Below are 23191 nucleotides of genomic sequence, written 5' to 3'. Positions count from 1 at the left end.
CTCACTTAGCAAACCGGCCTGGCGCCGGTTGGAAGTGAAAGCTTCCTGGAAGTACGCGGCCCCATCGTATAGCGGCCTAGTACGCTGCCCTCTCACGGCGGTAACGCGGGTTCGAATCCCGCTGGGGTCACCAACGAACGGTCCCGGGCATCAGCCCGGGGCCGTTTTTTCGTTGTGGAGTCCACCCTGCCGGTCACAGGACACAACCGGGGCCCGGTGGGAAAGCTGCCGCAACTGGCATGATGATGCTGTGACCTCCTCAGACGGGCTTCGTCCCACGCAGCCTCCGCCGCCTCTGCGCGCACCGAAAACGCAGCCGGGCCGGCCCGACGCGGCGTCGGAGCCGGCCGTGGCTTTGCTCGAGGCCGTGCGTGGGGATCTGTCTGCGGTGTCGTTGCCGCTCGCCCTTGCGGACGTCGAACAGGCGCGCCAGGACACGCGGAACGCCGTCGCCCAGCTGGACGATTACATCCTCCCGCGGTACCGGAGCCTGGACGCACCGTTGCTGGCCGTCGTCGGGGGTTCCACGGGCGCCGGCAAGTCAACGCTGGTGAACGCCTTAGTGGGGCACCCGGTCACACGCTCCGGCGCCATCAGGCCCACCACCCGGCAGCCCATTCTGCTGCACCACCCGGCCGATGCCGGCTGGTTCGAAGGCCACCGTGTGCTGCCCACCCTCAACCGGATCCGGGGCACTGTCTCTACGGAACCCGTCCCGGCCAGCCGGGCCGGCGCAACACCCGGTGCGGAGGCCATTTCCTCCCTGGTGCTGGTGGCGGACCAGGCTGTTCCGCAGGGGATCGCGCTGCTTGACGCTCCCGACGTCGACTCAATTTCCGACGACAACCGCAGGCTGGCCGGTCAGTTGCTGGCCGCCGCGGACCTCTGGGTTTTTGTGACCACTGCCAACCGCTACGCAGACGCGGTCCCGTGGAAACTGCTCCTGGACGCGTCCTCGCGGGACATCATGGTGGCCGTGGTCCTGGATCGTGTGCCGGCGGAGGCGGAAGCCGAAGTCAGCGCCGATCTCCGGGCGTTGCTGCAACAGGAAGGCCTCGGCGACGCCGGACTGTTCATTGTGCCGGAGACAGACCTGGACCATCTCGGCATGCTGCCAACGAGCGCCGTGGAGCCGCTGCGGCGGTGGCTGCAGGACCTTGCAGCCGACGCCGCGGGGCGGTCCGAAATTGCCCGCCGGACCCTCAACGGGACGGTGAAGGCGCTGGCCGGGCGGGTCGGTGCCGTGGCGCACGCGGTCCAGGGGCAGGAGCGGGCCGCGGCCTCACTCCGTGCAGGCGCTGAGGCCGCCTATCGCGATGCCGGAACCCGGATCCTGGACGCAACAAAGGACGGCGCCCTCCTCCGTGGCGAAGTATTGGCGCGCTGGCAGGACTTCGTCGGAACAGGGGAGTTCTTCCGGGCGCTGGAACAGAACATCGGACGGCTGCGGGATCGCGTGGGAGCGTTTTTCCGGGGCGAGCCGACGCCGGCCGTCCGGGTTGAGGCCGCCATCGAAACGGGGTTGCAGGCCGTCATCCTGGACGAGGCCGCCAACGCCGGCGAGGAAACTGACCAGCGGTGGCGCTCGGACCCGGCCGGCCGCGAGCTCCTGGGGACGGACGATCTGTCCGGCACCAGCCCCGGCTTTGCCGATGTGGCCGCAGCGGAGATCAGGGCCTGGCAGGCCGGCCTGATGGAACTGATCCGCACGGAGGGGCAGGGCAAGCGCACGCAGGCCAGATGGCTTTCCTTCGGGATTAACGGGCTGGGTGCCGCACTGATGATCGTGGTGTTTTCCATGACCGCCGGCCTCACCGGGCTGGAGATCGGCGTGGCGGGCGGTACCGCCGTCGTCGGTCAGAAACTGCTCGAGGCAGTGTTCGGCGAAGACGCGGTCCGCCGGCTTGCGCGGACTGCGCGGGATGACCTCCATGCCCGTTGCCAGCGGCTGCTGCAGGCAGAGCAGCAGAAATTCCTCAAACGCCTGCCGGAGGGTGGCGCGGACACTGGCCGGATTCTGATCGACCACGCCGGTGCCCTGGCGCGCCTGGCGGACAAGGCATGAGCCGCCACAGCATTGCCCGCGAAGCGTCACAGCTGGATCGCAGGCTCGAAGCCCTCAATGATGCCCGCGAACTCGCCGAAGGTGTCTTGCCGGATGCCGCACTCGAGGAGGTGTTCCAGCTCCTCGAACGCGCGAGCACCCGGCGGTCATTATCGGCTGATCACACCGTTGTTGGGTTTTTCGGTGCCACCGGCAGCGGAAAATCGTCACTCTTCAACGCGGTCAGCGGCGCTGAAATCGCGACGGCGGCCGCCCGCCGGCCCACAACGTCGGAACCGTTGGCTGGTGTCTGGGGAGCGGACGGCAGCGAGCCGCTGCTGGACTGGCTTGAGGTGCGCAACCGCCACCATGCCGGGCCCGTGGCCGGCTTCGCGGACGAGGACACCGGACTGATCCTGCTGGACCTGCCTGACTTCGATTCCACCAGGGCGGCGAACCGCGAGATCGTTGAGCGCATGGTTGGCCTGGTGGATGTCCTGGTCTGGGTCCTGGATCCGCAAAAATACGCCGACGCGGCAGTCCACAACGATTTCCTGACGCCCTTGTCCGCACACGGAGCCGTGACCCTGGTGGTCCTCAACCAGGTGGACCGCTTGCCCGAACGGGACGTGCAGCCTGTGCTGGAGTCCTTGAAAGGGATCCTTGCCCGCGACGGGCTGGGCAAGGTTCAGGTCCTGGGCGCATCCGCCCTGAAGGGCACCGGCGTGGACAAGGTCCGGAGCGCCATCCGCGGTGTGGTGTTGCAGCGCCAGGCAATCTCGCAGCGGCTGGCCGCAGACGTTTCGCGGGCCTCGGGGCAACTCCGGGACGCCGCCGGCGCTGGGGAAGCCGCCGGTGTCAGGCCGGCGTCGAGATCCCGGCTCACCGATGAGCTGGCAACGGCCGCCAACGTGCCCGTGGTGGTGGACGCAGTTGCGCGGTCCTACCGCATCGAGTCGACGCGCCGCACGGGGTGGCCGGTGACGCGGTGGCTGGTGCGGTTCCGGCCTGATCCGCTCCGCCGGCTCAATCTGAGAAGTTCTTCTCCGTCCCAACTTAACCGGACCTCGCTCCCGGCCGCGGGCGCCCCGGAACGCGCCCGGACGGATGCTGCTGTCCGTGAGTTTGCGGACGCGGCGAGTGCGGGCGCACCCGGACCGTGGCGTGCCGCGATCAGGGGTGCTGCCCGGGAAGGGCGGGAGGCGTTGCCGGATGCCTTGGACCAGGCCATCGCAGGCACGGACCTGATGGCGTCCCGGAAGTCCTGGTGGTGGGGCATGTTCAACGTGGTCCAGTGGCTCGCGCTGCTGACAGTCCTGGGCGGCCTGGGCTGGCTGGGTGTGCTGGCAGGGCTCGGCTATCTCCAGCTGCCCGTGCCCCAGGTTCCGAAGGTGGAGGGCTGGCCGGTGCCGACGTTGATGATTGCCGGCGGCGTGGCGCTGGGAATCTTCCTGGCGCTGACCGGAAAGTTCATTGGGTCGGGAGCCGCGAGTGCGCGTGCGGCCAGGGCCAGGAAACGGCTGAGGGCAGCGGTGGGCGAGGTTGCCCGGGACTTCGTGGTGGAGCCGGTGGAAGTTGAGGTCAGCAGGCTCGCGTCCTTCAACGCGGCGCTGAAGGCTGCGGCCGGAAACTAAGGCCGCTACGCCAAGGCGGTTGCGGCGTCACTGACCTTGATCAGCGTCCGCAGGTTCCGAGTGGTAGTGGTTGCCTTGAATTTTGCCTTGGACGAGATCTTGCTGAACGGGCTGTCCAGTGTCCCGCCAGCCGGGGCCAGCCAGGCCAGTGCCTCCGGGCCGAGGCGTTTCTGTTCAGTCCCGTCAAGGGCTGCGCCGGCCGCGTCCAGCTCATCGAGCATGGCGGTGTCTGAGGCCAGCGTGATGTAGGTGTGCGTTGCCTTGTCGTCCGCCGGGTACGGGCAGGCCGCCACGAGTTCGGAGACCCGCTGGGCCGTCAAAACCACCACCCAGGCGTCATAGCCGAACGCGTCACGCAGGCACTTCTCAAATGTCCGTTTGACGGCGGCAGGATCCTCGTCGCTGGCAAGCACCACGTTGCCGCTGGCCAGCAGTGTCTTGACTTCCGCGAACCCCTGCGATGCGAGGGCATTCTTGAGGTCAGCCATCTTGATGTTGATCCCGCCGACATTTATCCCGCGGAGGAAGACTGCGAAGCTGTTCATGGCGACAGCCTAGCCGGGGGGCAGCCAGGCCTGGACGGAGGCGAGGCCTCAGTCGTTGCCCTTGCGCAGGGCCTCGGTGAGGAGCCGTGCGGCATTGCAAACCACCTCGGCGTGGAGGCGGCCCGGCTGGCGGGTGAGCCGCTCGATGGGGCCGGAGATCGACACGGCGGCGATCACGCGTCCGGACGGTCCCCGGACCGGGGCCGAGACTGAGGCGACCCCGGGCTCGCGTTCGCCGAGGCTCTGGCCCCAGCCCCGCCGTCGTACGCCTGCCAGCACGGTAGGCGTGAAGCGGGCGGCCTGCAGGCCCTCAAGGAGCCGGTCGTGGTCTTCCCAAGCGAGCAGCACCTGGGCCGCGGAGCCGGCCTTCATGGAGAGTTTCGTGCCCACGGGGATGGTGTCGCGCAGGCCGATGGGGCGTTCTGCGGAGGCGACGCAAATACGCCATTCGCCCTGGCGGCGGAAGATCTGGGAGCTTTCGCCGGTGGCGTCCCGCAGCTGCATCAGGACCGGGCCGGCGGAAGCGATGAGACGGTCCTCGCCGGCGGCGGAGGCGAGCTCCACCAGACGGCTGCCGAGGACAAACCGGCCCTGGATGTCGCGGCTCACCAACCGGTGATGGATCAGGGCCAGGGCAAGCCTGTGCACGGTAGGCCGGGCCAGACCTGTGGCGGCCACCAGCTGTGCCAGCGTGGTGGGTCCGGCCTCCAATGCATCAAGCACATGGGCCGCTTTATCAATGACGCCGACTCCACTAGAATTGTCCATGTAATGATATTGCCGTCTCATTATCTGAGATGCAAATCTTCGGGCTGGCACATAATGCAGCCCTGCTGGTTCAGTGGAACCAAACAGCCAAACAGCAGTGAAGGGAGATGGCCGTGGCAAAGACACTGGCCGAGAAAGTCTGGGACGCGCACGTGGTGCGTAAAGGCGACGGCGAAGGAGCCAATGCTCAGCCCGACCTCCTCTTCATTGACCTTCACCTTGTCCATGAGGTGACGTCTCCGCAGGCATTTGAAGGTCTGCGCCTGGCGGGCCGCAAGCTGCGCCGCCCGGACCTCACCATCGCCACGGAGGACCACAACACGCCCACGCTGGACATCGACAAGCCCATTGCCGATCTCACCAGCCGTACGCAGATCCAGACGCTGCGCAACAACTGCGCGGAGTTCGGCGTCCGCCTGCACTCGCTCGGCGACGCGGAGCAGGGAATCGTGCATGTTGTTGGCCCGCAGCTTGGCCTTACCCAGCCCGGCATGACCGTTGTCTGCGGTGACTCCCACACGTCCACCCACGGCGCGTTCGGTGCCCTGGCCATGGGCATCGGCACGTCCGAGGTGGAACACGTCATGGCCACGCAGACGCTGTCCTTGAAGCCGTTCAAAACCATGGCCATCAATGTCGAAGGCACCCTGCGCCCGGGCGTCACCGCCAAGGACATCATCCTGGCCGTGATTGCCAAGATCGGCACCGGCGGCGGCCAGGGCTACGTCCTGGAATACCGCGGTTCCGCCATCCGTGCGCTGTCCATGGAAGCCCGCATGACCATCTGCAACATGTCCATCGAAGCCGGTGCCCGCGCCGGCCTGGTGGCCCCCGACCAGATCACCTACGACTACATGGACGGCCGCCCGCACGCGCCGCAGGGCGCGGACTGGGATGCCGCCGTCGAGTACTGGAACACGCTGAGGACCGACGACGATGCGACGTTCGACGTCGAGGTGGACCTTGACGCCGACACGCTGGAGCCGTTTGTCACCTGGGGCACGAACCCGGGCCAGGGCGTTTCGCTCTCAGCCAGAGTTCCGTTCCCTGAGGACTTCGGCGACGAAAACGCCAAGGCGGCCGCCGAACGCGCCCTGCAGTACATGGGGCTTGAAGCCGGGACGCCGATGAAGGATATCCGGGTGGACACGGTCTTCCTGGGCTCCTGCACCAACTCACGCATGGAGGACCTCCGGGCCGCTGCGGACATCATCCGCGGGCGCCAGAAGGACCCCAACATCCGGATGCTGGTAGTCCCCGGCTCGGCACGCGTGCGGCTGGAAGCAGAGGCCGAAGGGCTGGACAAGGTCTTTAAGGAATTCGGCGCCGAATGGCGGTTTGCCGGCTGCTCGATGTGCCTGGGCATGAACCCGGACCAGCTGGAGGTGGGGGAGCGTTGCGCCTCGACCTCCAACCGCAACTTCGAAGGCCGTCAGGGCAAGGGCGGCCGCACGCACCTGGTGTCGCCGGTGGTGGCGGCGGCCACGGCTATCCGTGGCACCCTGAGTTCGCCGTCGGACCTCGATCCGGTTCCCGAATCCGCCGCCATCCGCACCGACGCAGCCTAGGAGGCCGCCATGGAAAAGTTCACCACCCACACCGGCGTCGGCGTACCGCTGCGCCAGAGCAACGTTGACACGGACCAGATCATCCCGGCGGTCTACCTCAAGCGGATCACCCGCACCGGCTTCGAAGACGCACTGTTCTCCGCCTGGCGCAAGGACCCGGCCTTCATCCTGAACCAGGCGCCGTTCAACGCCGGCTCCGTCCTCGTGGCAGGCCCGGATTTCGGCACCGGTTCGTCCCGTGAACACGCCGTCTGGGCCCTGAAGGACTACGGCTTCAAGACGGTCCTCTCGTCCCGCTTTGCCGATATTTTCCGCGGCAACTCCGGCAAGCAGGGGCTGCTGGCCGCTGAGCTCGCCCAGGACGACATCGAGCTGATCTGGAAAGAACTCGAGAATGCTCCCGGCACCGAAGTCACCGTTGATCTCGTCTCCAAGACTGTCATCTGCGGCACCATCGTGGCACCCTTTGAAATCGACGATTACACGCGCTGGCGCCTCCTGGAGGGCCTGGACGATATTGGCCTGACCCTCCAGCACGAAGAGGACATCACCGCCTTCGAGGCCACGCGTCCGGCCTTCATGCCCACAACGCTTCCGGCCCGCCTCTCCTGAGCCGGAGGCCGGAATTTCCCGCCCCGGACGGAGCCGCCTGTGCGGCGCCGCGCCGGAGGCTTTCGGCGCCCGTATTTCGGTTCGGTAACGCAACCTCCTATGCTTAGCTGGAGCCTTTGCAAGGATTTTGGGGCGAGTAATCGTAAGGAAACCGGTATATGAGTAGTGTTCTGACAATCCGCGGCGGAGTCCCGCTTACAGGCCGCGTCAGCGTCCGGGGGGCCAAAAACCTTGTTCCGAAGGCAATGGTGGCAGCATTGCTGGGCAACGAGCCGTCGGTGTTGCGGAACGTTCCGGAGATCAAGGACGTGGAGGTTGTCACCTCGCTCCTGCAGCTGCACGGGGTGACGGTGGTCAAGGATCCCGTCAGTGGCGACCTCACCCTGGATCCGAAGGCGGCAAAAACCGCCCCGAGTACTGCGATCGATGCCCACGCCGGTGATTCACGGATCCCCATCCTGCTCTGCGGACCCCTGATCCATGCGATCGGTGAGGCCTTCATTCCGGACCTTGGCGGCTGCAAGATCGGGGACCGGCCCATCGACTACCACCTCAACGTGCTCCGCCAGTTCGGCGCCGTGGTGGAAAAGCGCCCGGGCGGCATCCATATATCCGCACCCAAGGGCCTGCATGGCGCCAAGATCAATCTGCCCTACCCCTCGGTGGGTGCCACGGAACAGGTGCTGCTCAGCGCCACCCGCGCCGAAGGGATCACCGAGCTTTCCGGCGCCGCCACCGAGCCTGAGATCATTGACCTCATTGCCGTGCTGCAGAAGATGGGCGCCATCATCAGCGTCCAGACCGACCGGACCATCCGTATTGAAGGTGTCCGGGACCTGGGGGGCTATAACCACCGCGCCCTTTCGGACCGCAACGAATCGGCGTCGTGGGCTTCGGCAGCACTGGTGACCCGCGGTGACATCTTCGTCGAAGGCGCCTCGCAGCGGGACATGATGACGTTCCTGAACACCTACCGGAAGGTAGGCGGCGGCATGGACATCGGCGAAGACGGCATCCGCTTCTACCACCGGGGCGGCAAGCTCAACCCGCTGGTCCTGGAAACGGATGTGCACCCCGGCTTCATGACCGACTGGCAGCAGCCCCTCGTGGTGGCCCTGACCCAGGCCGAAGGCGTCTCGATCGTTCACGAGACCGTCTATGAAAACAGGTTCGGCTTCACCGATGCGCTCATCCGGATGGGAGCGAGCATCCAAGTGCACCGCGAGTGCCTGGGCAGTGTGCCGTGCCGCTTCGGCCAGCGCAACTTCCTCCACTCCGCCGTCATCTCCGGCCCCACCCAGCTCAAGGGCGCCGACATCGACGTACCGGACCTGCGTGGCGGCTTCAGCCACCTGATCGCGGCGCTGGCCGCTTCCGGCACGTCCCGCGTGACCGGGATTGACATCATCAACCGCGGCTACGAACGCTTCAGCGAAAAGCTGTCCGGCCTCGGCGCCGATTTCGACATCACCTCGACAAAGTAGCGGTGGGTACGTGAAGGAAACGGCCAAGAGCCAGGCCACATTCGTTGTGGTCGCAGCCATAGTGCGCACGGTGCTGAACGCAATGATGAACAAGAAGTGGGAAGGCCTCGAGAACCTCCCCGCCGGCGGATTTATTGCCGTGCCCAACCATTGCACGGAAATCGATCCGCTGATTGTGGGGCACATTCTCTACAACCAGAAGCGCGCCCCGCACTTCCTGGCCAAGGCCGGGCTGTTCAAGGTTCCGGTCCTGGGTGCGGTCCTGCGGGCCACCCGGCAGATCCCGGTGGAACGCTCGACGGCGGGGGCGAACCGCTCGCTGCAGCTCGCCCAGGAGATTGTGGCGGACGGCGGGGCCATCATCATCTACCCCGAAGGTACACTCACGCGCGATCCCGCGTTGTGGCCGATGAAGGGCCACACCGGCGCTGCCCGCCTTGCCTTGGAAGGCGGCATTCCCGTGGTACCGATCGCGCACTGGGGCGCCCATGAAGTGTTCCCGCGTTATGCGAAGCGGTTCCACCTTTTCCCGCGCAAGACGTCCAGGGTGATGGTGGGCAAGCCCGTGGACCTCAGCCAGTACGCGGACCGGCCACTGGATAAGGCAACGCTGACCGCGGCTACCGCGACGATCATGGACGCCGTGACCGGTTTGCTGGCCGGCATCCGCGGGGAGGAGCCTCCCGCAGAACGCTGGGACCCGTCCAAGCACAATCAAGCCACGCACGGTCGCTTCGTTGAGCGGGAAAATCCTGACGATGCTGCGGATGCCACCTGATGGCTGACGAAAGCCGTCAGGGTTCCGCCCGGTCTGTCGCCGTCCTGGGCGCCGGATCCTGGGGAACCACGTTCGCCAAGATCCTCGCCGATGCGGCTGGAGCAGCGGGGGAACAACGGAGCATCCGGATCTGGGGCCGCCGCAGCGAAGTGGTGGAGCAGATCAACAGCTCCCACCGCAACGTCCAGTACCTGAAGGACACCGAGCTGCCGCCCAGCATCACGGCCTCCACGGACGTCAGCGAGGTGCTGGTGGGCGCGGACCTGGTGGTCCTGGCCGTTCCTGCACAGTCACTGCGCCTCCAGCTCCGTGAATGGAAGCCGCTGATCGCCGCTGACGCCATGGTGGTGTCCCTGATGAAGGGCCTTGAGCTCGGCACGGACTCCCGGATGAGTGAGGTTATCAGCGACGAACTGGGGATTCCCAAGGACCGCATTGCCGTGGTTTCCGGTCCCAACCTGGCCATGGAGATCGCCCGGGAGGAACCGACTGCTTCTGTGGTGGCCTGTTCCGATGCGGCGGCCGCGGGCTGGATCGCGAGGAGCTGCACCGCACCGTACTTCCGTCCGTACACCACGGCGGATGTCGTCGGCGTGGAAATTGGCGGCATCGTCAAGAACGTCATAGCGCTGGCCGTGGGCATCTGTGAAGGTAAACAGATGGGGGACAACACCAAGGCCTCCGTGATCACCCGGGGCCTGGCCGAAACATCCAGGCTCGCCCTTGCCCTTGGTGGCGAGGCACGGACCATGGCCGGGCTGGCGGGCCTGGGGGACCTGGTGGCAACGTGTTCCTCGCCGCTGTCGCGAAACCATACTGCCGGCCGTATGCTCGGCCAGGGACTTACCCTCGAGCAGTTGGCCCAGCAGATGACCCAAACAGCCGAAGGCATCAAATCCGGCCAGGCTGTGCATGAACTTGCGGGGAAACTGGGCGTCGAAATGCCCATCACTGCCGCTGTCGTAGCCGTCCTGGCCGGCAAACTGTCCGTTGACCAACTGGGGCCGCTGCTGCTGGCCCGGGACCTGAAACCCGAAGGCGATTACTGACGATGTCCGACGATAACCTGACCGCAGCGGACTCCGCCCCCCGGGCCAAACCCCGCGTCGCGGTCCTCTTTGGTGGCCGGTCCAGTGAACATGCCGTGAGCTGCGTGACCGCCGCCGGCGTCCTGGGCGCCATCAACAAAGACAAGTACGATGTCATCCCCATCGGCATCGCCAAGTCGGGGCAGTGGGTGCTGGCTGCGGGGGATACCGCCCAGTGGTCCCTGTCCGCGTCGTCGCTGCCGGAGGTCCCGCCGTCGTCGGAAACGGTGACACTGGCCGAGATCGGCGGCGAGCACCAGCTGATCGTCGCCTCACCCAACCAGGTACCGCAGGAACTCGGGACGGTGGACGTCGTGTTTCCCCTTCTCCATGGTCCCTTTGGCGAGGACGGCACCATCCAGGGACTCCTGGAACTATCCGACACGCGCTACGTCGGCGCCGGCGTGCTCGCGTCGGCTGTGGGCATGGACAAGCACTACATGAAAGTCGTGTTCGAGGCCGCCGGGCTGCACGTGGGGCCCTACATCGCCGTCACGGACCGTCAGTGGGTCAAGGACGCGGAGGCCGTTCGCAAGCAGGTGGACCAGCTCGGCTTTCCCGTGTTCGTCAAGCCGGCGCGGGCGGGTTCGTCCATGGGGATCTCCAAAGTGGACTCGCTCGAGGGACTCGACGCCGCCGTCGAGGAAGCCCGGCGCCACGACCTCAAACTGGTCATCGAGGCTGGCATCGTAGGGCGTGAGATTGAGTGTGCGGTGTTGGAAGGACGCGGGACTGATTCCCCCCGGACGTCCATGCCGGGCGAAATTTCCGTCGCCGCCGGAACGCACGAATTCTACGATTTCAACGCGAAGTATGTTGAGGACGACGCCGCCGCGCTGAGCTGCCCCGCAGACATTCCCGAGGAAGCCATCGTGCGGGTCCGGGAGCTCGCGGCGGCTGCCTTTGACGCTGTAGGCGCCGAAGGCCTGAGCCGCGTGGACTTCTTCTACACGCCCGACGGTGAACTGATCATCAATGAGATCAACACCATGCCCGGGTTTACGCCCAAGAGCATGTACCCGCAGATGTGGGCAGCCTCGGGCCTGGACTATGCGGACCTGATCGATGAGCTGATCTACCTGGCCCTTAACCGGAAAACCGGCCTGCGGTAGCGCTGTTCCCAGGCGGTAGGGCTTGTCGAAACCCCGGTGGTCGAGCCTACTGGCTGGACGGCAGGTTCTGCAGGTCTTCCTGACCCACGCAGTTCCGGCTGGCCGGGATCTTTCCGGCTGAGGCGGAAAGATCAGCCAGGACAGTTGCGGAGCTGATCTTCTCCGGATCCATCAGGATTTCCGTGGCGGGTTCGCGGCCGAATGTAGTCAGCGTCCACACCGGATCGCCCTCCTTGATAACCCAGTCGATGCCGTTGACACTCACGCACCGGTCCGTCGTCGGGCCTGGAACATTGACGCCGCAGCGCAGGATCACCTGAGACGGGTCCCCCCAGGCCGCGGTGGCCTGGCTGTTGGTTTTCCGCAGGGCAGCATCGCCGATGGCGTCCGGAAGGGCCACCATCATCGGAGCGCAGGCCGGGTTCGCCGCGTCGCCTGCAGCAGTGACATCCACTTCGGGGGAGCACGCCGCCAAGGAGAGCGCGGCGGCCAGGGCCGCCGCTGCGCCGGAGACCCTGGTAAACGCCAGTGGCGGGGGCACGATCATGGTATGCAAGGAGGGGCGCATGCTTCCCATCATCTCCATTTAGCGGCGCCTGCGCGAATCTCCGAAGGTTAGCGCAGTTTTTGCGAAAGAACACCCGGCAACGCCTGTGGTTCGCCTAGGATGACTGAATCACTTCTGGTCTCACCCCTAAGCGAGCACTCTTGAATATTCTGCGTCGGACGGCCCTGGCCGTATCCGTTATCGTGCTGTCCTCCGCCTTCCCCCAAATCGCCGTTGCGTATCCGTCGCCGGTTGCGGTGCCCGCGGTGACCGTACCGGGGCCCCTGCCGGTGGATGATTTTGTGATCCTCGAGAAACCGCGAAGGGATGTCCAGTCGGAATACACGTACGTTGACCAGCCCTTGGCAGGGTCCATCAAGACAACCTTGGTCACCGTGAAGCTGGCCGACAAATCCGTGGATCAGACAAATGCTGCGGTGCCGATGGGAGCAGCGCAGGCTTCCCTGAACGCCGCCAGCACTTATTGGGCGGCGCAGACTTCGGGCCGAGTCAGCATGCCCCTGATAAATGCCGCCACGGCTGTCTCCTCGGCTGCCAGGTCTACCCAGACACCAAACGAGATCGTAGACATCGTTTCGCGTGAACTGGGGTGGACGCAGACTCCCTACACGGCTCTTGTCATGTACATTCCGGGAGCCTACCTGACCAACGGGGCCGCTGGCATGGTGTTCAGCAACGGATCCGTGGGTGGCCGGATCATCATGCCCGAGAACGGAAGGCTGAGCACTCCGGTCCTCACACATGAATTCGGACACACCCTCGGGCTGGATCATGCCAACAGCCTGCAGTGCGGCAGCGGGATCTCAGACGTAGGTCCTGGCCAGTATTCAGGATTCGCTGACCCCACCTGCGGCATCAAAATCTACGGGGACAACTTGGACGTGATGGGCATCTCCCATTACGACTACATGCCGGTCATTGGCGCTCCGCTATGGGAGATGGGCCGCTTCGGAAACGGAAATGAGATTGCTGATGCCGGCACAGTCACCACAACCAAGTCCCTGACACTTAAGCCGTGGGCAGGGACAGGGGCTGACCGCGCCGCCAAATTCACCGATCCGAAATCCGGGGAGGTCTACTACCTTGAGCTACGGGCTCCCGTCGGGTATGACGCAGGCAAAGCAACTGGCGGCAACCGTGGGGTGAAGATCTCGCAGCAGGGCTCGGGCAATTCTTCCATCCTGCTGCCTCCCTCCACGCTGCCCATCAGCGGAAACTACAGCTCAACCCAGGCGTGGCAGGCAGGGACCACATTCAAGACGCACACGGGAACGCGGGTCACCATCGATTCGGTCAGTGACTCGGCTGCTGTCGTCACACTTCGTCCGCCCGGAGCACCTGCCGTGGGATACGCCGAATCAGTGGCAATCAACCGTTCAGGTGACAAGGCATCCCTGGACGTCCGCGGATGGGCCTACGACGGAGCCAAACCCGCAGAATCGTCTCAGGTCCATATCTACGTAACAACTCCCGGAGGCATCCGCACGGGCTACCCCGTGACTGCCAACCAACCCCGGTCCGACGTAAACGCCATTATGCAAGTGGCAGGAGATCACGGGTTCGCGAAGTCGTTCGACCTGACGACAGCCGGTACTTACGATGTTTGCGTTTACGCGCTGGGATCAGTCGAAACCGCGGATCTTGGCTGCCGGACGCTCAATCTGGAGGGTTCGGCGCCGCCCATTGGTTACCTCGATTCTGTTGCCGTGGCCCTTAGTAACGGCAGCCCCGTCCTGAGGGCCGAGGGTTGGACCTTCGACCCGGGATCACCGGCGGCTTCCATTCCCGTACATCTCTACGTCACAGATCCGGCCGGAAAGACCACTTCCCAGCCTTTCACGGCAGACAGGCCAAAAGCCGATGTGAACGCCATCATGGGCGTTCCGGGTAACCACGGCTACCGCGCTGACGTCCCCATCACGCTTAGCGGGCAGTACACCGCTTGCGCGTATGGCCTCGCAGTCAGCCAGTTCAATCTCGGAAACAGCCTCCTGGGCTGCAAATCAATTTCTGCCCAGCCGACGGCTGCACCCGTCGGATACGTGGACACCACGTCGGTGAACAGCGCAAGCACGGCGGCCTCCATCACCGTCAAGGGCTGGTCATTGGATCCGGGGACGCCCTCGGCATCCATACCGGTCCATGTCTACGTCACAGCCCCTGACGGGACGACAACCAGCACGGCACACATGGCTGACCAAGTCCGTGCCGATGTCAATAGTGTCATGGGCACGAAAGGTAACCACGGTTATCAGGCCACCATTCCGATCAGCCGGGCCGGATCGTACAGGGTGTGCGTTTACGGCCTCGCGGTCAGCGCCTTGCCGTTGGGCAACACCCTCCTGGGCTGCCAGGTCACGACTGCGAAAGCCACTGCAGCCCCGGCAGGCTACCTCGACTCCGTGAAGATTCTGGCAGGTGCCCAGGGAGCCAACCTCACGGCCAAGGGGTGGACACTCGATCCTGCGCTGCCTTCTGCCAGCATCCCGGTCCATCTTTACGTCACCTACCCGGATGGCACCACCAAGGCGACTGCATACCTGGCTGACAACAGTCGCCCGGACGTGAACACGATTATTCAGGTCGTTGGTGACCACGGCTACGAGGAGGCCATACCGGTGACGCAGCGGGGAACTTACACCGTCTGTGCGTGGGGCCTGGGAGTTGCTGGTCTCTCTGAGGGCAACACCCACCTCGGCTGCCGACAGGCAACATACTGACAAAAATTGTCGGTGCCGCGCTGTAGCGTAGGGGCGTGCCTGAAATTCCGTTGACCGAAGAAACGCTGACTGTCGCCGCGCTGTCCGAAGCCGAACTGCTGGCCCGGATCTTTCCACGGCTGGAAATGGGCGGAACTCACGGTTCGGCAACCCTGCTTGGCCCGGGAGACGATGCCGCCATTGTCGCCGCTCCGGATGGCAGGACAGTAATCAGCATCGATACCCAGGTGCAGGACCAGGACTTCCGGCTGCAGTGGCCCAACGGGTACCGCACCACGGGCTTCGACGTCGGCTGGAAGGCGGCGGCCCAGAACCTGAGCGACATCAACGCCATGGGCGGCGTTGCGACGTCGATGGTGGTGAGCCTGAGCCTCCCGCCCGACACTCCTGTCAGCTGGGTGGCGGATCTGGCCGACGGCCTGACTGCGGGAATCCGGGATCTTGGGGCCACACACTGTTCGGTGGCGGGGGGCGATTTGGGCCGCGGCAGGGAAATCTCCGTGACGGTCGCCGTGCTGGGCTCACTGGCTGGCGGCAAAGCGGTCCTGCGGTCGGGGGCCCGTGCCGGCGACGTCGTGGCCCTGGCCGGGTCGGTGGGCAGGGCAGCAGCCGGGCTTGCGCTCCTGGAATCGGAGGCCACTGTGCAGTCCCTGGCACCCGCACAGCGGGTGCTCGTGGAACTTCAGTGCAGGCCACGGCCACCCCTGTCCGCCGGGCCGCTGGCCAGGTCAGCCGGTGCCACGGCCATGCTGGATATTTCGGACGGCCTGGTACGCGACGGCGGCCGCCTCGCCGCCGCCAGCGGCGTCGTCCTTGACCTTGACCCCGCGGCACTGAAGCCTCTCGCGGAAGCGCTGCGTCCGGCGTCAGACCTTCTCAGAGCTGACCCCATGGCCTGGGTGCTGGGCGGGGGCGAGGACCATGGGCTGCTGGCCACATTCCCGGCCGGCGTTCAGCTGCCTGCCGGATTCACTGCGATAGGCTCAGTACAAGCCCCGGAAAGCTCCTCGCATCCGGGCGTCACAATTGCGGGCCACGCCGTTGGCACCGGGGGATGGGATCACTTTGCAGACTAAGGTTGCCGCCAACGCGCAAGCGATGAAGCGGTGGTTGGACAAGGCTGAAACCGCCATTGCCAACCACAGCGACCGCCTCAATGCCATCAACATTTTCCCCGTGGCGGACGGTGACACCGGCACTAACCTTTACCTCACGGTTCGGGCGGCCACCCGTGCCCTGCACAGCAACGCGGCGGGCCAAGGTGCGGCAGTCCCCGCTGACGCCGGCCAGGCGGATGTCGGAGCAGTGTTGGCGCGTGCCGGCAGGGCCGCGATGGAGCAGGCCCGCGGTAACTCCGGAACCCTCTTCTCAGTCTTCCTCTGCGCCGCAGCTGAACCCCTGGCCGGTCACACCCGCCTGACATCAACCCTCTTGGCCGCCGCGCTGAACCGCGCCCAGATCCGGGCCTGGTCCGCGTTGAGTGACCCCGTACCGGGCACCATGCTTTCGGTTATGGAAGCCGCGGCCCGGGCCGCCGCGGCAGTGGACGCTGGCCACAATGGCGACGACAGCAACCAAGCCCTGGGCAAAGCCCTCGATGCTGCCGTCAACGGCGCGCTGAAGGCAGTAGTCAGCACCGAGAGCCAGTTGGCCGCCCTTGAAGCCGCGCATGTGGTCGACGCCGGGGGCGTTGGTATGCTGCTCATCCTCGACTGCCTCCGCTCCGCCGTTCTTGGCGAGGAGCTGCAGGGCGAACTCCTCGACGGGCTGCACGGCTATGACGTCCAGGACCCCCACATCCACACTGATATGCCGGTTGACGACGGCGTTGAGGTCATGTGCACCATCAGCCTTTCGCCGCTCAGCGCGGCCACGTTGCGCCAGCGGCTCGACGAGATTGGCGAGTCCGTCATCATGAGCCAGGTGGACAGCCTGGCCGATGCTGAGGGCAGCTACCGGTGGCGGGTCCACGTCCACGTCCCCGACGCAGCACCAGCGGTCGCCCTGATCCGTTCCCTCGGCGAACCCAGCGACATCTCGGTCAGCGAACTCGCCATGGCCCGCGAACCCGAACCAGCTCCGGTGAACTCCAGTGGGCATGAGCGCTGAACTGGACCTGGGCCTGGAACGCCTGATCGGAAAGCGGTCAGCGTCGGCCATTGAGAAGCACCTGGGCATCGCCACAGTCGGCGGCCTGCTGAACTACTTTCCCCGCCGCTACCTGAACCGCGGCGAACTGACCCCCATCGGCGAGCTCCCTGTGGACGAGGAGGTCACCCTCATTGCCCGGGTACTCTCCAACAGCACCCGCAAGATGCATACGCGGCGTGGTTCCATCACCGACGTCGTGATCACTGACGACGCCGCCTCCCACGGCCGTCCACGCCTTTCGGCGGTAGCCCCCGGCAGCGGGCACGGCACGCTCAAGATCACCTTTTTTAGCGGACACCGGGCACAGGCCCAGCTCCTGCCGGGCAGGCGGGTGATGTTTTCCGGAAAAGTTACGCGCTACGGAGCGTCCCTGGGCCTGACCAACCCGGATTTCCACCTCCTCGACGAGGACCCGGACATGCCGGCCATGGACCCCGAAAAGCTTGCCGCCATGCCCATCCCGGTGTACCCGGCCACGAACAAACTGAGCAGCTGGTCGATTCAGAAAGTCATCTCCACGCTCCTGGAAACCGTGGATCTGGACGCGCTGCCGGATCCGCTGCCGGAGTCCGTCTCCGCGCGGGAGGATTTCCTGCCGGTGGCCGAGGCCTACCGGCTCATCCACAAGCCGGAATCGCAGGCTGACTGGAAGAAGGCCCAGGAGCGGTTGCGCTACCAGGAGGCCCTGGTCCTGCAGGCGGCATTGGCACGGCGCCGTGCCCAGCTTGCGGCCGAGGAAGCCACGGCGCGGCGCCCGGCCACCAACGGGCTGCTGGCGGCGTTCGACAGGCAGCTTCCCTTCACGCTCACCGGCGGCCAGGCCGCCGTCGGAAAAACGCTGGCCACGGAGCTGGCGCAGGACAGCCCCATGAACCGGCTGCTGCAGGGCGAGGTCGGCTCGGGCAAGACCATCGTCGCGCTGCGGGCCATGCTGCAGGTGGTGGATGCCGGCGGGCAGGCCGCGCTCCTGGCGCCGACGGAGGTCCTCGCCGCCCAGCACTTCGAATCCATCCGGCGGACCCTGGGATCCCTGTCCCGCGACCCGATGCTGTCCGCGGACGGGCTGCTGGGCGGCCTGGCCGAAGAGGCGGTCCAGGTCGCTCTCCTCACCGGCTCCATGCCCACTGGCGCCCGGAAACGGGCCATGCTGGACGCCGCATCCGGCGCCGCCGGAATCGTGATCGGCACGCACGCGCTGCTCAGCGATAACGTCGCGTTCTACGACCTTGGCCTGATTGTGGTGGACGAACAGCACCGGTTCGGTGTGGAGCAGCGGGACGTTCTCAGGTCAAAGGCCAACAAGCCGCCGCACCTGCTGGTCATGACGGCTACGCCCATTCCACGTACGGTGGCCATGACGGTCTTCGGTGACCTCGAAACCTCCATCCTGGACGAACTGCCCGCCGGCCGGGCGCCGATTTCCACGCATGTGGTGGGCCTCGCCGAGAACCCCGGCTGGGCAGACCGCATCTGGTCCCGTTCCCGTGAGGAAATCGACGCCGGGCACCAGGTGTATGTGGTGTGCCCCAGGATCGGAACGGACGACGACGGCGACTTCAGTCCGGGGGAAGCGGAACCTTCCGCGGCTGACCTGGCCGGTGACGGCGGTGCGCGGGAGCTCGCGTCGGTGACCGCCGTCGTCGAACATCTCCAGCAGGAGCCAGCCCTGGCCGGTGTGCCCCTTGGGCCAATGCACGGCCGTTTGGACACTACAGTGAAGTCCGCGGCGATGGCCGACTTCACCGCCAACCGGACCAAGCTCCTGGTATCCACCACCGTCATCGAGGTCGGCGTCGACGTCCATAACGCTACGTTGATGGTGATCCTCGACGCCGACCGCTTCGGCATTTCCCAGCTGCACCAGCTGCGCGGCCGGGTGGGTCGCGGCGGGCTTCCCGGGACGTGCCTGCTGGTCACCACCCTGGAACGCGGGCACCCGAGCCGGCGCCGGCTGGATGCCGTGGCGGCAACCACCGACGGCTTCGAACTGTCGCAGGAAGACTTGAAGCTGCGCCGCGAGGGCGACATCCTGGGCGCGTCGCAGTCCGGCGGCCGCTCCACCCTGAAACTGCTGCGCGTGCTGGAACACGAGGACATCATTGCGCAGGCGCGCCAGGACGCCCAGGAAATTGTGGGCTCGGATCCGGCCCTGGCGCGGCATCCGCGGTTGGCGGAGGCCATTGACGAGTACTTGAACCCCGAGAAGGAGGCGTTCCTTGAGCGCGGATAGGAGGCGGACTTGAGCCGCATCATCGCGGGCGCCGCAGGCGGGACCCCCCTGGTCAGCGTCCCCGGCTCCCTGACCAGGCCCACTACCGACCGCGTGAAGGAAGCATTGTTCTCCCGGCTCGACGCCTTCGGGATCATTGCCGGTGCCCGGGTCCTGGACCTCTACGCAGGGTCCGGATCGTTGGGCGTGGAGAGCGGCAGCAGGGGTGCTGAGGCCGTTGACCTCGTGGAATTCGATGCCAAGGCCAGTTCCGTGTGCCAACGCAACGCGGACCTGATCAACGGCGTGCTGGGCCGCAAGGCGGTGACTGTCCACCGGTCCAAGGTGGAGTCCTTCCTGGAGCGCGCGGCGGAGACGGCCAGCTGGGACCTGGTGTTCCTGGACCCGCCCTATCCGCTGGATGACCCGGCCCTGTCGGCGGTGCTGGGCAAACTCGCCGAGCATCTGGCTCCGGCGGCCGTGGTGGTGGTGGAGCGGTCCTCGCGTTCACCGGAGCCGTTCTGGCCGGCCGGTCTGGAACGGTTTGCCGAGAAGAAGTACGGCGAAACCCGGCTCTGGTTCGCGGAGCCTTTTGTGCCTGACGCCATCGCGCCGGACCTTGTTATTGGGGAGCAGGAGCAGAGCCAGGCTTAGGGCCGGGCCTGGCCTGGGACGCCTGGGACCCTGGGCGTCTGCGGCTCAGCCGGCGAGGCCATCCAGGGCCACGCCGGCCAGAACCTTCGCGGGGTGGGGGCCTCGTGCCGTCAGTTCGGCTGTCCAGGCTTCGGGCCAGGGCGCCTGAGTTCCGGCGAGGATGATGTTGCCGGGGTAGCGGCCCGCGAACATCCCGGTTTCGGCGAAGGCGGCAACGTCGGTCATGGCGCGGCGCATGGCGGCGGCCTGGCTTCGCACCAGGGTCAGGCCTGGTTCGTCGCCCACGTTGACGATCAGCAAGCCTTCCGGTGCAAGGCGTGCACGGGCCTCCTGGTAGAACTCCTGGCAGGCGATGTGGGCCGGGGCTTCCGGACCAGAGAAGATGTCCAGGATCACGACGTCGAACTGAAGTGCCTGGTCCAGGTCCGCCAGGGCGTCGCGGGCATCGCCGATGACGGTGTGCAGGTCGGTTCCGCCGGGTAGCGGTAGCTGCTGCAGGACAAAGTCGAGGAGCTCGCGTTCCAGCTCCACCGCATACTGGACGGATCCGGGCCTCGTCGCCTGCACATAGCGGGCAAGAGTCAGAGCCCCGGCCCCAAGATGGAGCGCGGTGATTGGCTGGCCTTCGGTGGCGGCGAGATCCACCAGATGGCCGATCCGTCGCAGGTACTCGTAGAAGATCTCCTCAGGATGCGCCAAGTTAACGTGGGACTGCTCGGCCCCGCCGATGCTCAGGACGTAGCCGCCATCGGTGAAAGCATCGGGCTCGATGGAGGCGTGCTGACCCGTGGTCCGCAAGAACCGCGTGGAACGTGTGCCGCCGGGCTCCGCCATCAGAGCTTTCCGCTGAGGGTCGCCAGCCTGGCGGCGGCCTCCTCGAGGAGCTCCACTTTCTTGCAAAACGCGAACCTGAGCAGGCTCCGCGTCCGTTCCGCGCCCTCCGGGTGGCAGAAGACGGGGACGGGGATCGCGGCCACTCCCACCAGTCCGGGCAGCCTGCGGGCCAGGTCCACGGAGTCGCTGATGCCAAGGGGTGCGGTGTCCACGTTGACGAAATACGTCCCCTGCGGCGTGTAAACGTCGAATCCTGCGGCGCGGAGGCCTTCGCTGAGGATGTCCCGCTTCTTCTGGAGAGTGGCCGAAACGCCCTGGTAGAACTCATCCGGCAGTGCGAGGCCGGTCGCAATGGCCGTCTGGAACGGTGTCCCGGAGCTGTAGGTCAGGAACTGCTTGACCGTGCGGACAGCCGCCACCAAGTGCTCCGGGCCGGTCAGCCAACCGATCTTCCAGCCAGTGAAGGAGAAGGTCTTTCCGGCAGACGAGATGGTGATGGTCCGCTCCGCTGCACCCGGCAGGGTGGCGACAGGAATGTGCCTGGCGCCGAAGGTGAGGTGCTCGTACACTTCGTCGGTGATGATGAGGCAGTCATGCTTTGCGGCAAGCTCGACGACGCGCTGCAGAACATGGCGGGGGAAGACGGCACCGGTGGGATTGTGCGGATTGTTCAACAGCACCACCCTGGTGCGGTCGGTGAAGGCCGCTTCCAGGGCCGCCATGTCCGGGTAAAAGTCGGGAGCCAGCAGCGGGGCCGTGACGTGGGTGGCGCCGGACAGGCCGATGACGGCGCCGTACGAGTCATAAAACGGTTCGAACGTCAGCACCTCATCACCGGGGCCGACGAACGCCAGCAACGTTGCGGCGATCCCTTCGGTGGCGCCGGTGCTGATGATGATCTCGGTCTGCGGGTCCGGGGTCAGCCCGTAGAAACGGTCCTGGTGGGCAGCCACGGCCTCACGCAGTTCCAGGATGCCCTTGCCGGGCGCGTACTGGTTGGCCCCGGCTTCGATGGCGGCCACTGCGGCCGCCTTGATTTCCAGAGGTCCGTCCTCGTCGGGAAAGCCCTGCCCGAGGTTAATGGCGCCGGTCTGTGCCGCCAGGGTGGTCATCTCCTCGAAGATGGTGACGCCCAGCTGGCCGGCAGGTCCCAGCAGGTTGGCGCCTGAGGCAGTGCGCTGCCACGGGGCAGGCACGGTGGGCATGGAAAGGTCCCGCGGTGGATGCATCCAGTCATGGTATCCCGGCCGTCCCATGCGGTAGGTTCGGTGCATGAGACGCGCTGTCTGCCCCGGATCCTTTGACCCCATTCACAACGGCCATCTCGAGGTCATCGCCCGTGCCGCCGGCCTCTTCGATGAGGTGATCGTGGCGGTTTCGACCAACTATGCGAAGAAGTACATGTTCAGCCTGGGGGACCGCCTGGATATGGCGCGCGAAACCCTGGCATCCCTCAAAGGCATTGTGGTGGAACCGGTGGGCGACGGTCTCCTGGCCGAGTATTGCCGCCAGCGCGGTGTCTCCGCGATCGTCAAAGGTCTCCGCTCATCCTCAGACTTCGACTACGAACTTCCGATGGCCACGATGAACCGCCAGCTCAGCGGCGTGGAAACAGTGTTCCTGCCGGCGGAGGCGCACTACCTGCATTTGTCATCCACCCTGATCAAAGAGGTGGCCGGTCTGGGTGGCAGCGTGTCCGACTATGTGCCCCGGTCCGTACATAAAAGGTTGCTCGCGGGCGGGTCTGCGCCCGATCAGTCGCCGAGAGGGTAGGCTAGTCCGGTACTTCGACGGCCGTCCGTCGCCTGGTTTGAGTCCCTGCGGTTCTTCAGGCTAAGATGGTACGTCGGTCATATGTTCAACAGGAGTTCTCATTAAACGAGATGCTAGTTCGCCCTTGGCGTTCGACGTCAAGGATCTCGGGCGCAGCCCGGGCAGCATGCGGACACTGAAGGAACATGTACCCGCACCAAGTGATCTTGGTGTGGCACTCATTGGCGTTCAGGAAGGCTCGGACATCGAGCTGGATCTGAGGCTTGAGGCCGTACACGAAGGAATTCTGGTATCAGGAACCGCCGTCGCCGAAGTCAAAGGCGAATGCGGCAGATGCCTGGATCCCCTTGCGTATGACCTTGAGGTAAATGTGCAAGAACTTTTCTTCTACGACGGCGTTGTGCTTTCGGACGAAGAAGACGAAGAAGAGCAATATCGAGTCGAGCGCGATCTGATCGATCTTGAACCGGTGTTGCGGGACGCAGTTGTAACCATGCTGCCGTTCCAGCCGGTGTGCCGGGAAGACTGCCAGGGCCTTTGTTCCGAATGCGGAATTCGCCTGGAAGACGAGCCGGGGCACCACCACGAGGTCTTGGATCCTCGCTGGGCTGCCCTAGCTGATATGGCTAAGCCTGACCGGCAAAATTGA

The 23191-nt window shown here is 65.7% G+C and carries 20 protein-coding genes and 1 tRNA gene; 16 read left to right on the top strand and 5 right to left on the bottom strand.

What is annotated here, in order from left to right; all coding sequences use genetic code 11:
• Nucleotides 1-57: 57 nt before the first annotated feature.
• The 3 genes from NG701_RS07895 to NG701_RS07885 all read left to right on the top strand — a co-directional run bounded on the left by NG701_RS07895 (nucleotide 58) and on the right by NG701_RS07885 (nucleotide 3678).
• Nucleotides 58-133: transfer RNA gene (locus NG701_RS07895), tRNA-Glu, on the top strand.
• Nucleotides 134-349: 216 nt separating this feature from the next.
• Nucleotides 350-2065 (top strand): dynamin family protein, encoded by a 1716-nt coding sequence (locus NG701_RS07890; RefSeq protein ID WP_252566081.1) that lies wholly within the window; start codon nucleotides 350-352, stop codon nucleotides 2063-2065.
• Entirely contained in the window at nucleotides 2062-3678 is a 1617-nt protein-coding gene (locus tag NG701_RS07885; RefSeq protein ID WP_252566078.1) for a GTPase, read from the top strand. Before NG701_RS07890 ends, NG701_RS07885 begins: the two co-directional genes overlap by 4 nt.
• Before the next feature lie 5 nt (nucleotides 3679-3683).
• Here the strand turns inward: NG701_RS07885 and NG701_RS07880 are convergent, their stop codons facing one another.
• Together NG701_RS07880 and NG701_RS07875 are read right to left on the bottom strand one after the other, a co-directional pair.
• Nucleotides 3684-4223 (bottom strand): DUF1697 domain-containing protein, encoded by a 540-nt coding sequence (locus NG701_RS07880; protein WP_252566074.1) that lies wholly within the window; start codon nucleotides 4221-4223, stop codon nucleotides 3684-3686.
• A gap of 48 nt (nucleotides 4224-4271) precedes the next feature.
• Nucleotides 4272-4991, bottom strand: a complete 720-nt coding sequence (locus NG701_RS07875; RefSeq protein WP_056349182.1) for an IclR family transcriptional regulator — start codon at nucleotides 4989-4991, stop codon at nucleotides 4272-4274.
• A 113-nt stretch (nucleotides 4992-5104) separates the two neighbouring features.
• Between NG701_RS07875 and leuC the strand changes: the two genes are divergently transcribed.
• The 6 genes from leuC to NG701_RS07845 all read left to right on the top strand — a co-directional run bounded on the left by leuC (nucleotide 5105) and on the right by NG701_RS07845 (nucleotide 11633).
• Nucleotides 5105-6559 (top strand): 3-isopropylmalate dehydratase large subunit, encoded by a 1455-nt coding sequence (leuC, locus tag NG701_RS07870; protein ID WP_252566071.1) that lies wholly within the window; start codon nucleotides 5105-5107, stop codon nucleotides 6557-6559.
• Between the two features lie 9 nt (nucleotides 6560-6568).
• The gene (leuD, locus tag NG701_RS07865) at nucleotides 6569-7171 is read left to right on the top strand and encodes a 3-isopropylmalate dehydratase small subunit (protein WP_252566070.1); all 603 of its coding nucleotides are present in this window, start codon (nucleotides 6569-6571) and stop codon (nucleotides 7169-7171) included.
• Nucleotides 7172-7329: 158 nt separating this feature from the next.
• Nucleotides 7330-8655: a UDP-N-acetylglucosamine 1-carboxyvinyltransferase gene (gene murA, locus NG701_RS07860; protein ID WP_252566067.1), complete on the top strand. Its 1326-nt coding sequence runs from the start codon at nucleotides 7330-7332 to the stop codon at nucleotides 8653-8655.
• Nucleotides 8656-8665: 10 nt separating this feature from the next.
• Nucleotides 8666-9433, top strand: a complete 768-nt coding sequence (locus tag NG701_RS07855; protein ID WP_252566064.1) for a lysophospholipid acyltransferase family protein — start codon at nucleotides 8666-8668, stop codon at nucleotides 9431-9433.
• The gene (locus NG701_RS07850; RefSeq protein ID WP_252566061.1) at nucleotides 9433-10482 is read left to right on the top strand and encodes an NAD(P)H-dependent glycerol-3-phosphate dehydrogenase; all 1050 of its coding nucleotides are present in this window, start codon (nucleotides 9433-9435) and stop codon (nucleotides 10480-10482) included. Before NG701_RS07855 ends, NG701_RS07850 begins: the two co-directional genes overlap by 1 nt.
• Before the next feature lie 2 nt (nucleotides 10483-10484).
• Nucleotides 10485-11633: a D-alanine--D-alanine ligase family protein gene (locus tag NG701_RS07845; RefSeq protein WP_252566059.1), complete on the top strand. Its 1149-nt coding sequence runs from the start codon at nucleotides 10485-10487 to the stop codon at nucleotides 11631-11633.
• Between the two features lie 46 nt (nucleotides 11634-11679).
• On the opposite strand, the gene NG701_RS07840 is transcribed toward NG701_RS07845, so the two are convergent.
• Nucleotides 11680-12162: a DUF3515 domain-containing protein gene (locus NG701_RS07840; protein WP_256475645.1), complete on the bottom strand. Its 483-nt coding sequence runs from the start codon at nucleotides 12160-12162 to the stop codon at nucleotides 11680-11682.
• 179 nt (nucleotides 12163-12341) lie between these two features.
• Here NG701_RS07840 and NG701_RS07835 point away from each other — a divergent pair, with 179 nt between their 5' ends.
• The 5 genes from NG701_RS07835 to rsmD all read left to right on the top strand — a co-directional run bounded on the left by NG701_RS07835 (nucleotide 12342) and on the right by rsmD (nucleotide 19935).
• Entirely contained in the window at nucleotides 12342-14921 is a 2580-nt protein-coding gene (locus NG701_RS07835) for a zinc metalloprotease (protein ID WP_252566054.1), read from the top strand.
• A gap of 125 nt (nucleotides 14922-15046) precedes the next feature.
• On the top strand, nucleotides 15047-15997 hold the full coding sequence (thiL, locus tag NG701_RS07830; protein ID WP_252566165.1) for a thiamine-phosphate kinase: 951 nt from the start codon (nucleotides 15047-15049) through the stop codon (nucleotides 15995-15997).
• 22 nt (nucleotides 15998-16019) lie between these two features.
• The gene (locus NG701_RS07825; RefSeq protein ID WP_252566051.1) at nucleotides 16020-17030 is read left to right on the top strand and encodes a DAK2 domain-containing protein; all 1011 of its coding nucleotides are present in this window, start codon (nucleotides 16020-16022) and stop codon (nucleotides 17028-17030) included.
• Nucleotides 17020-19302: an ATP-dependent DNA helicase RecG gene (locus tag NG701_RS07820; RefSeq protein WP_252566048.1), complete on the top strand. Its 2283-nt coding sequence runs from the start codon at nucleotides 17020-17022 to the stop codon at nucleotides 19300-19302. The genes NG701_RS07825 and NG701_RS07820 overlap by 11 nt, the downstream gene beginning before the upstream one ends.
• A 9-nt stretch (nucleotides 19303-19311) precedes the next feature.
• On the top strand, nucleotides 19312-19935 hold the full coding sequence (gene rsmD, locus NG701_RS07815) for a 16S rRNA (guanine(966)-N(2))-methyltransferase RsmD (protein ID WP_252566046.1): 624 nt from the start codon (nucleotides 19312-19314) through the stop codon (nucleotides 19933-19935).
• Nucleotides 19936-19980: 45 nt separating this feature from the next.
• Here the strand turns inward: rsmD and NG701_RS07810 are convergent, their stop codons facing one another.
• Nucleotides 19981-20769, bottom strand: coding sequence for a spermidine synthase (locus NG701_RS07810; protein WP_252566042.1), 789 nt, complete (start codon nucleotides 20767-20769; stop codon nucleotides 19981-19983).
• Nucleotides 20769-21998, bottom strand: coding sequence for an aminotransferase class I/II-fold pyridoxal phosphate-dependent enzyme (locus tag NG701_RS07805; RefSeq protein WP_252566039.1), 1230 nt, complete (start codon nucleotides 21996-21998; stop codon nucleotides 20769-20771). Before NG701_RS07805 ends, NG701_RS07810 begins: the two co-directional genes overlap by 1 nt.
• 43 nt (nucleotides 21999-22041) lie before the next feature.
• On the opposite strand from NG701_RS07805, the gene coaD reads away from it, so the two are divergent.
• Entirely contained in the window at nucleotides 22042-22542 is a 501-nt protein-coding gene (gene coaD / locus NG701_RS07800; protein ID WP_252566035.1) for a pantetheine-phosphate adenylyltransferase, read from the top strand.
• 124 nt (nucleotides 22543-22666) lie between these two features.
• A complete protein-coding gene (locus tag NG701_RS07795) occupies nucleotides 22667-23191 on the top strand; it encodes a YceD family protein (RefSeq protein WP_252566033.1) in 525 nt (174 codons plus the stop codon).

The organism is Pseudarthrobacter cellobiosi, assembly GCF_023913815.1.
Classification (GTDB): domain Bacteria; phylum Actinomycetota; class Actinomycetes; order Actinomycetales; family Micrococcaceae; genus Arthrobacter; species Arthrobacter cellobiosi.
Note: the sequence above shows the minus strand (reverse complement) of the source record. Positions and strands in the feature narration are given on the sequence as shown.

Coding starts and splice junctions, on each gene's coding strand:
- NG701_RS07885 (WP_252566078.1), top strand. CDS start 2,062: ATGAGCCGCCACAGCATTGCCCGCGAAGCGTCACAGCTGGATCGCAGG.
- NG701_RS07880 (WP_252566074.1), bottom strand. CDS start 4,223: ATGAACAGCTTCGCAGTCTTCCTCCGCGGGATAAATGTCGGCGGGATC.
- NG701_RS07875 (WP_056349182.1), bottom strand. CDS start 4,991: ATGGACAATTCTAGTGGAGTCGGCGTCATTGATAAAGCGGCCCATGTG.
- leuD (WP_252566070.1), top strand. CDS start 6,569: ATGGAAAAGTTCACCACCCACACCGGCGTCGGCGTACCGCTGCGCCAG.
- murA (WP_252566067.1), top strand. CDS start 7,330: ATGAGTAGTGTTCTGACAATCCGCGGCGGAGTCCCGCTTACAGGCCGC.
- NG701_RS07850 (WP_252566061.1), top strand. CDS start 9,433: ATGGCTGACGAAAGCCGTCAGGGTTCCGCCCGGTCTGTCGCCGTCCTG.
- NG701_RS07845 (WP_252566059.1), top strand. CDS start 10,485: ATGTCCGACGATAACCTGACCGCAGCGGACTCCGCCCCCCGGGCCAAA.
- thiL (WP_252566165.1), top strand. CDS start 15,047: ATGGGCGGAACTCACGGTTCGGCAACCCTGCTTGGCCCGGGAGACGAT.
- NG701_RS07825 (WP_252566051.1), top strand. CDS start 16,020: ATGAAGCGGTGGTTGGACAAGGCTGAAACCGCCATTGCCAACCACAGC.
- NG701_RS07820 (WP_252566048.1), top strand. CDS start 17,020: ATGAGCGCTGAACTGGACCTGGGCCTGGAACGCCTGATCGGAAAGCGG.
- NG701_RS07810 (WP_252566042.1), bottom strand. CDS start 20,769: ATGGCGGAGCCCGGCGGCACACGTTCCACGCGGTTCTTGCGGACCACG.
- NG701_RS07805 (WP_252566039.1), bottom strand. CDS start 21,998: ATGCATCCACCGCGGGACCTTTCCATGCCCACCGTGCCTGCCCCGTGG.
- coaD (WP_252566035.1), top strand. CDS start 22,042: ATGAGACGCGCTGTCTGCCCCGGATCCTTTGACCCCATTCACAACGGC.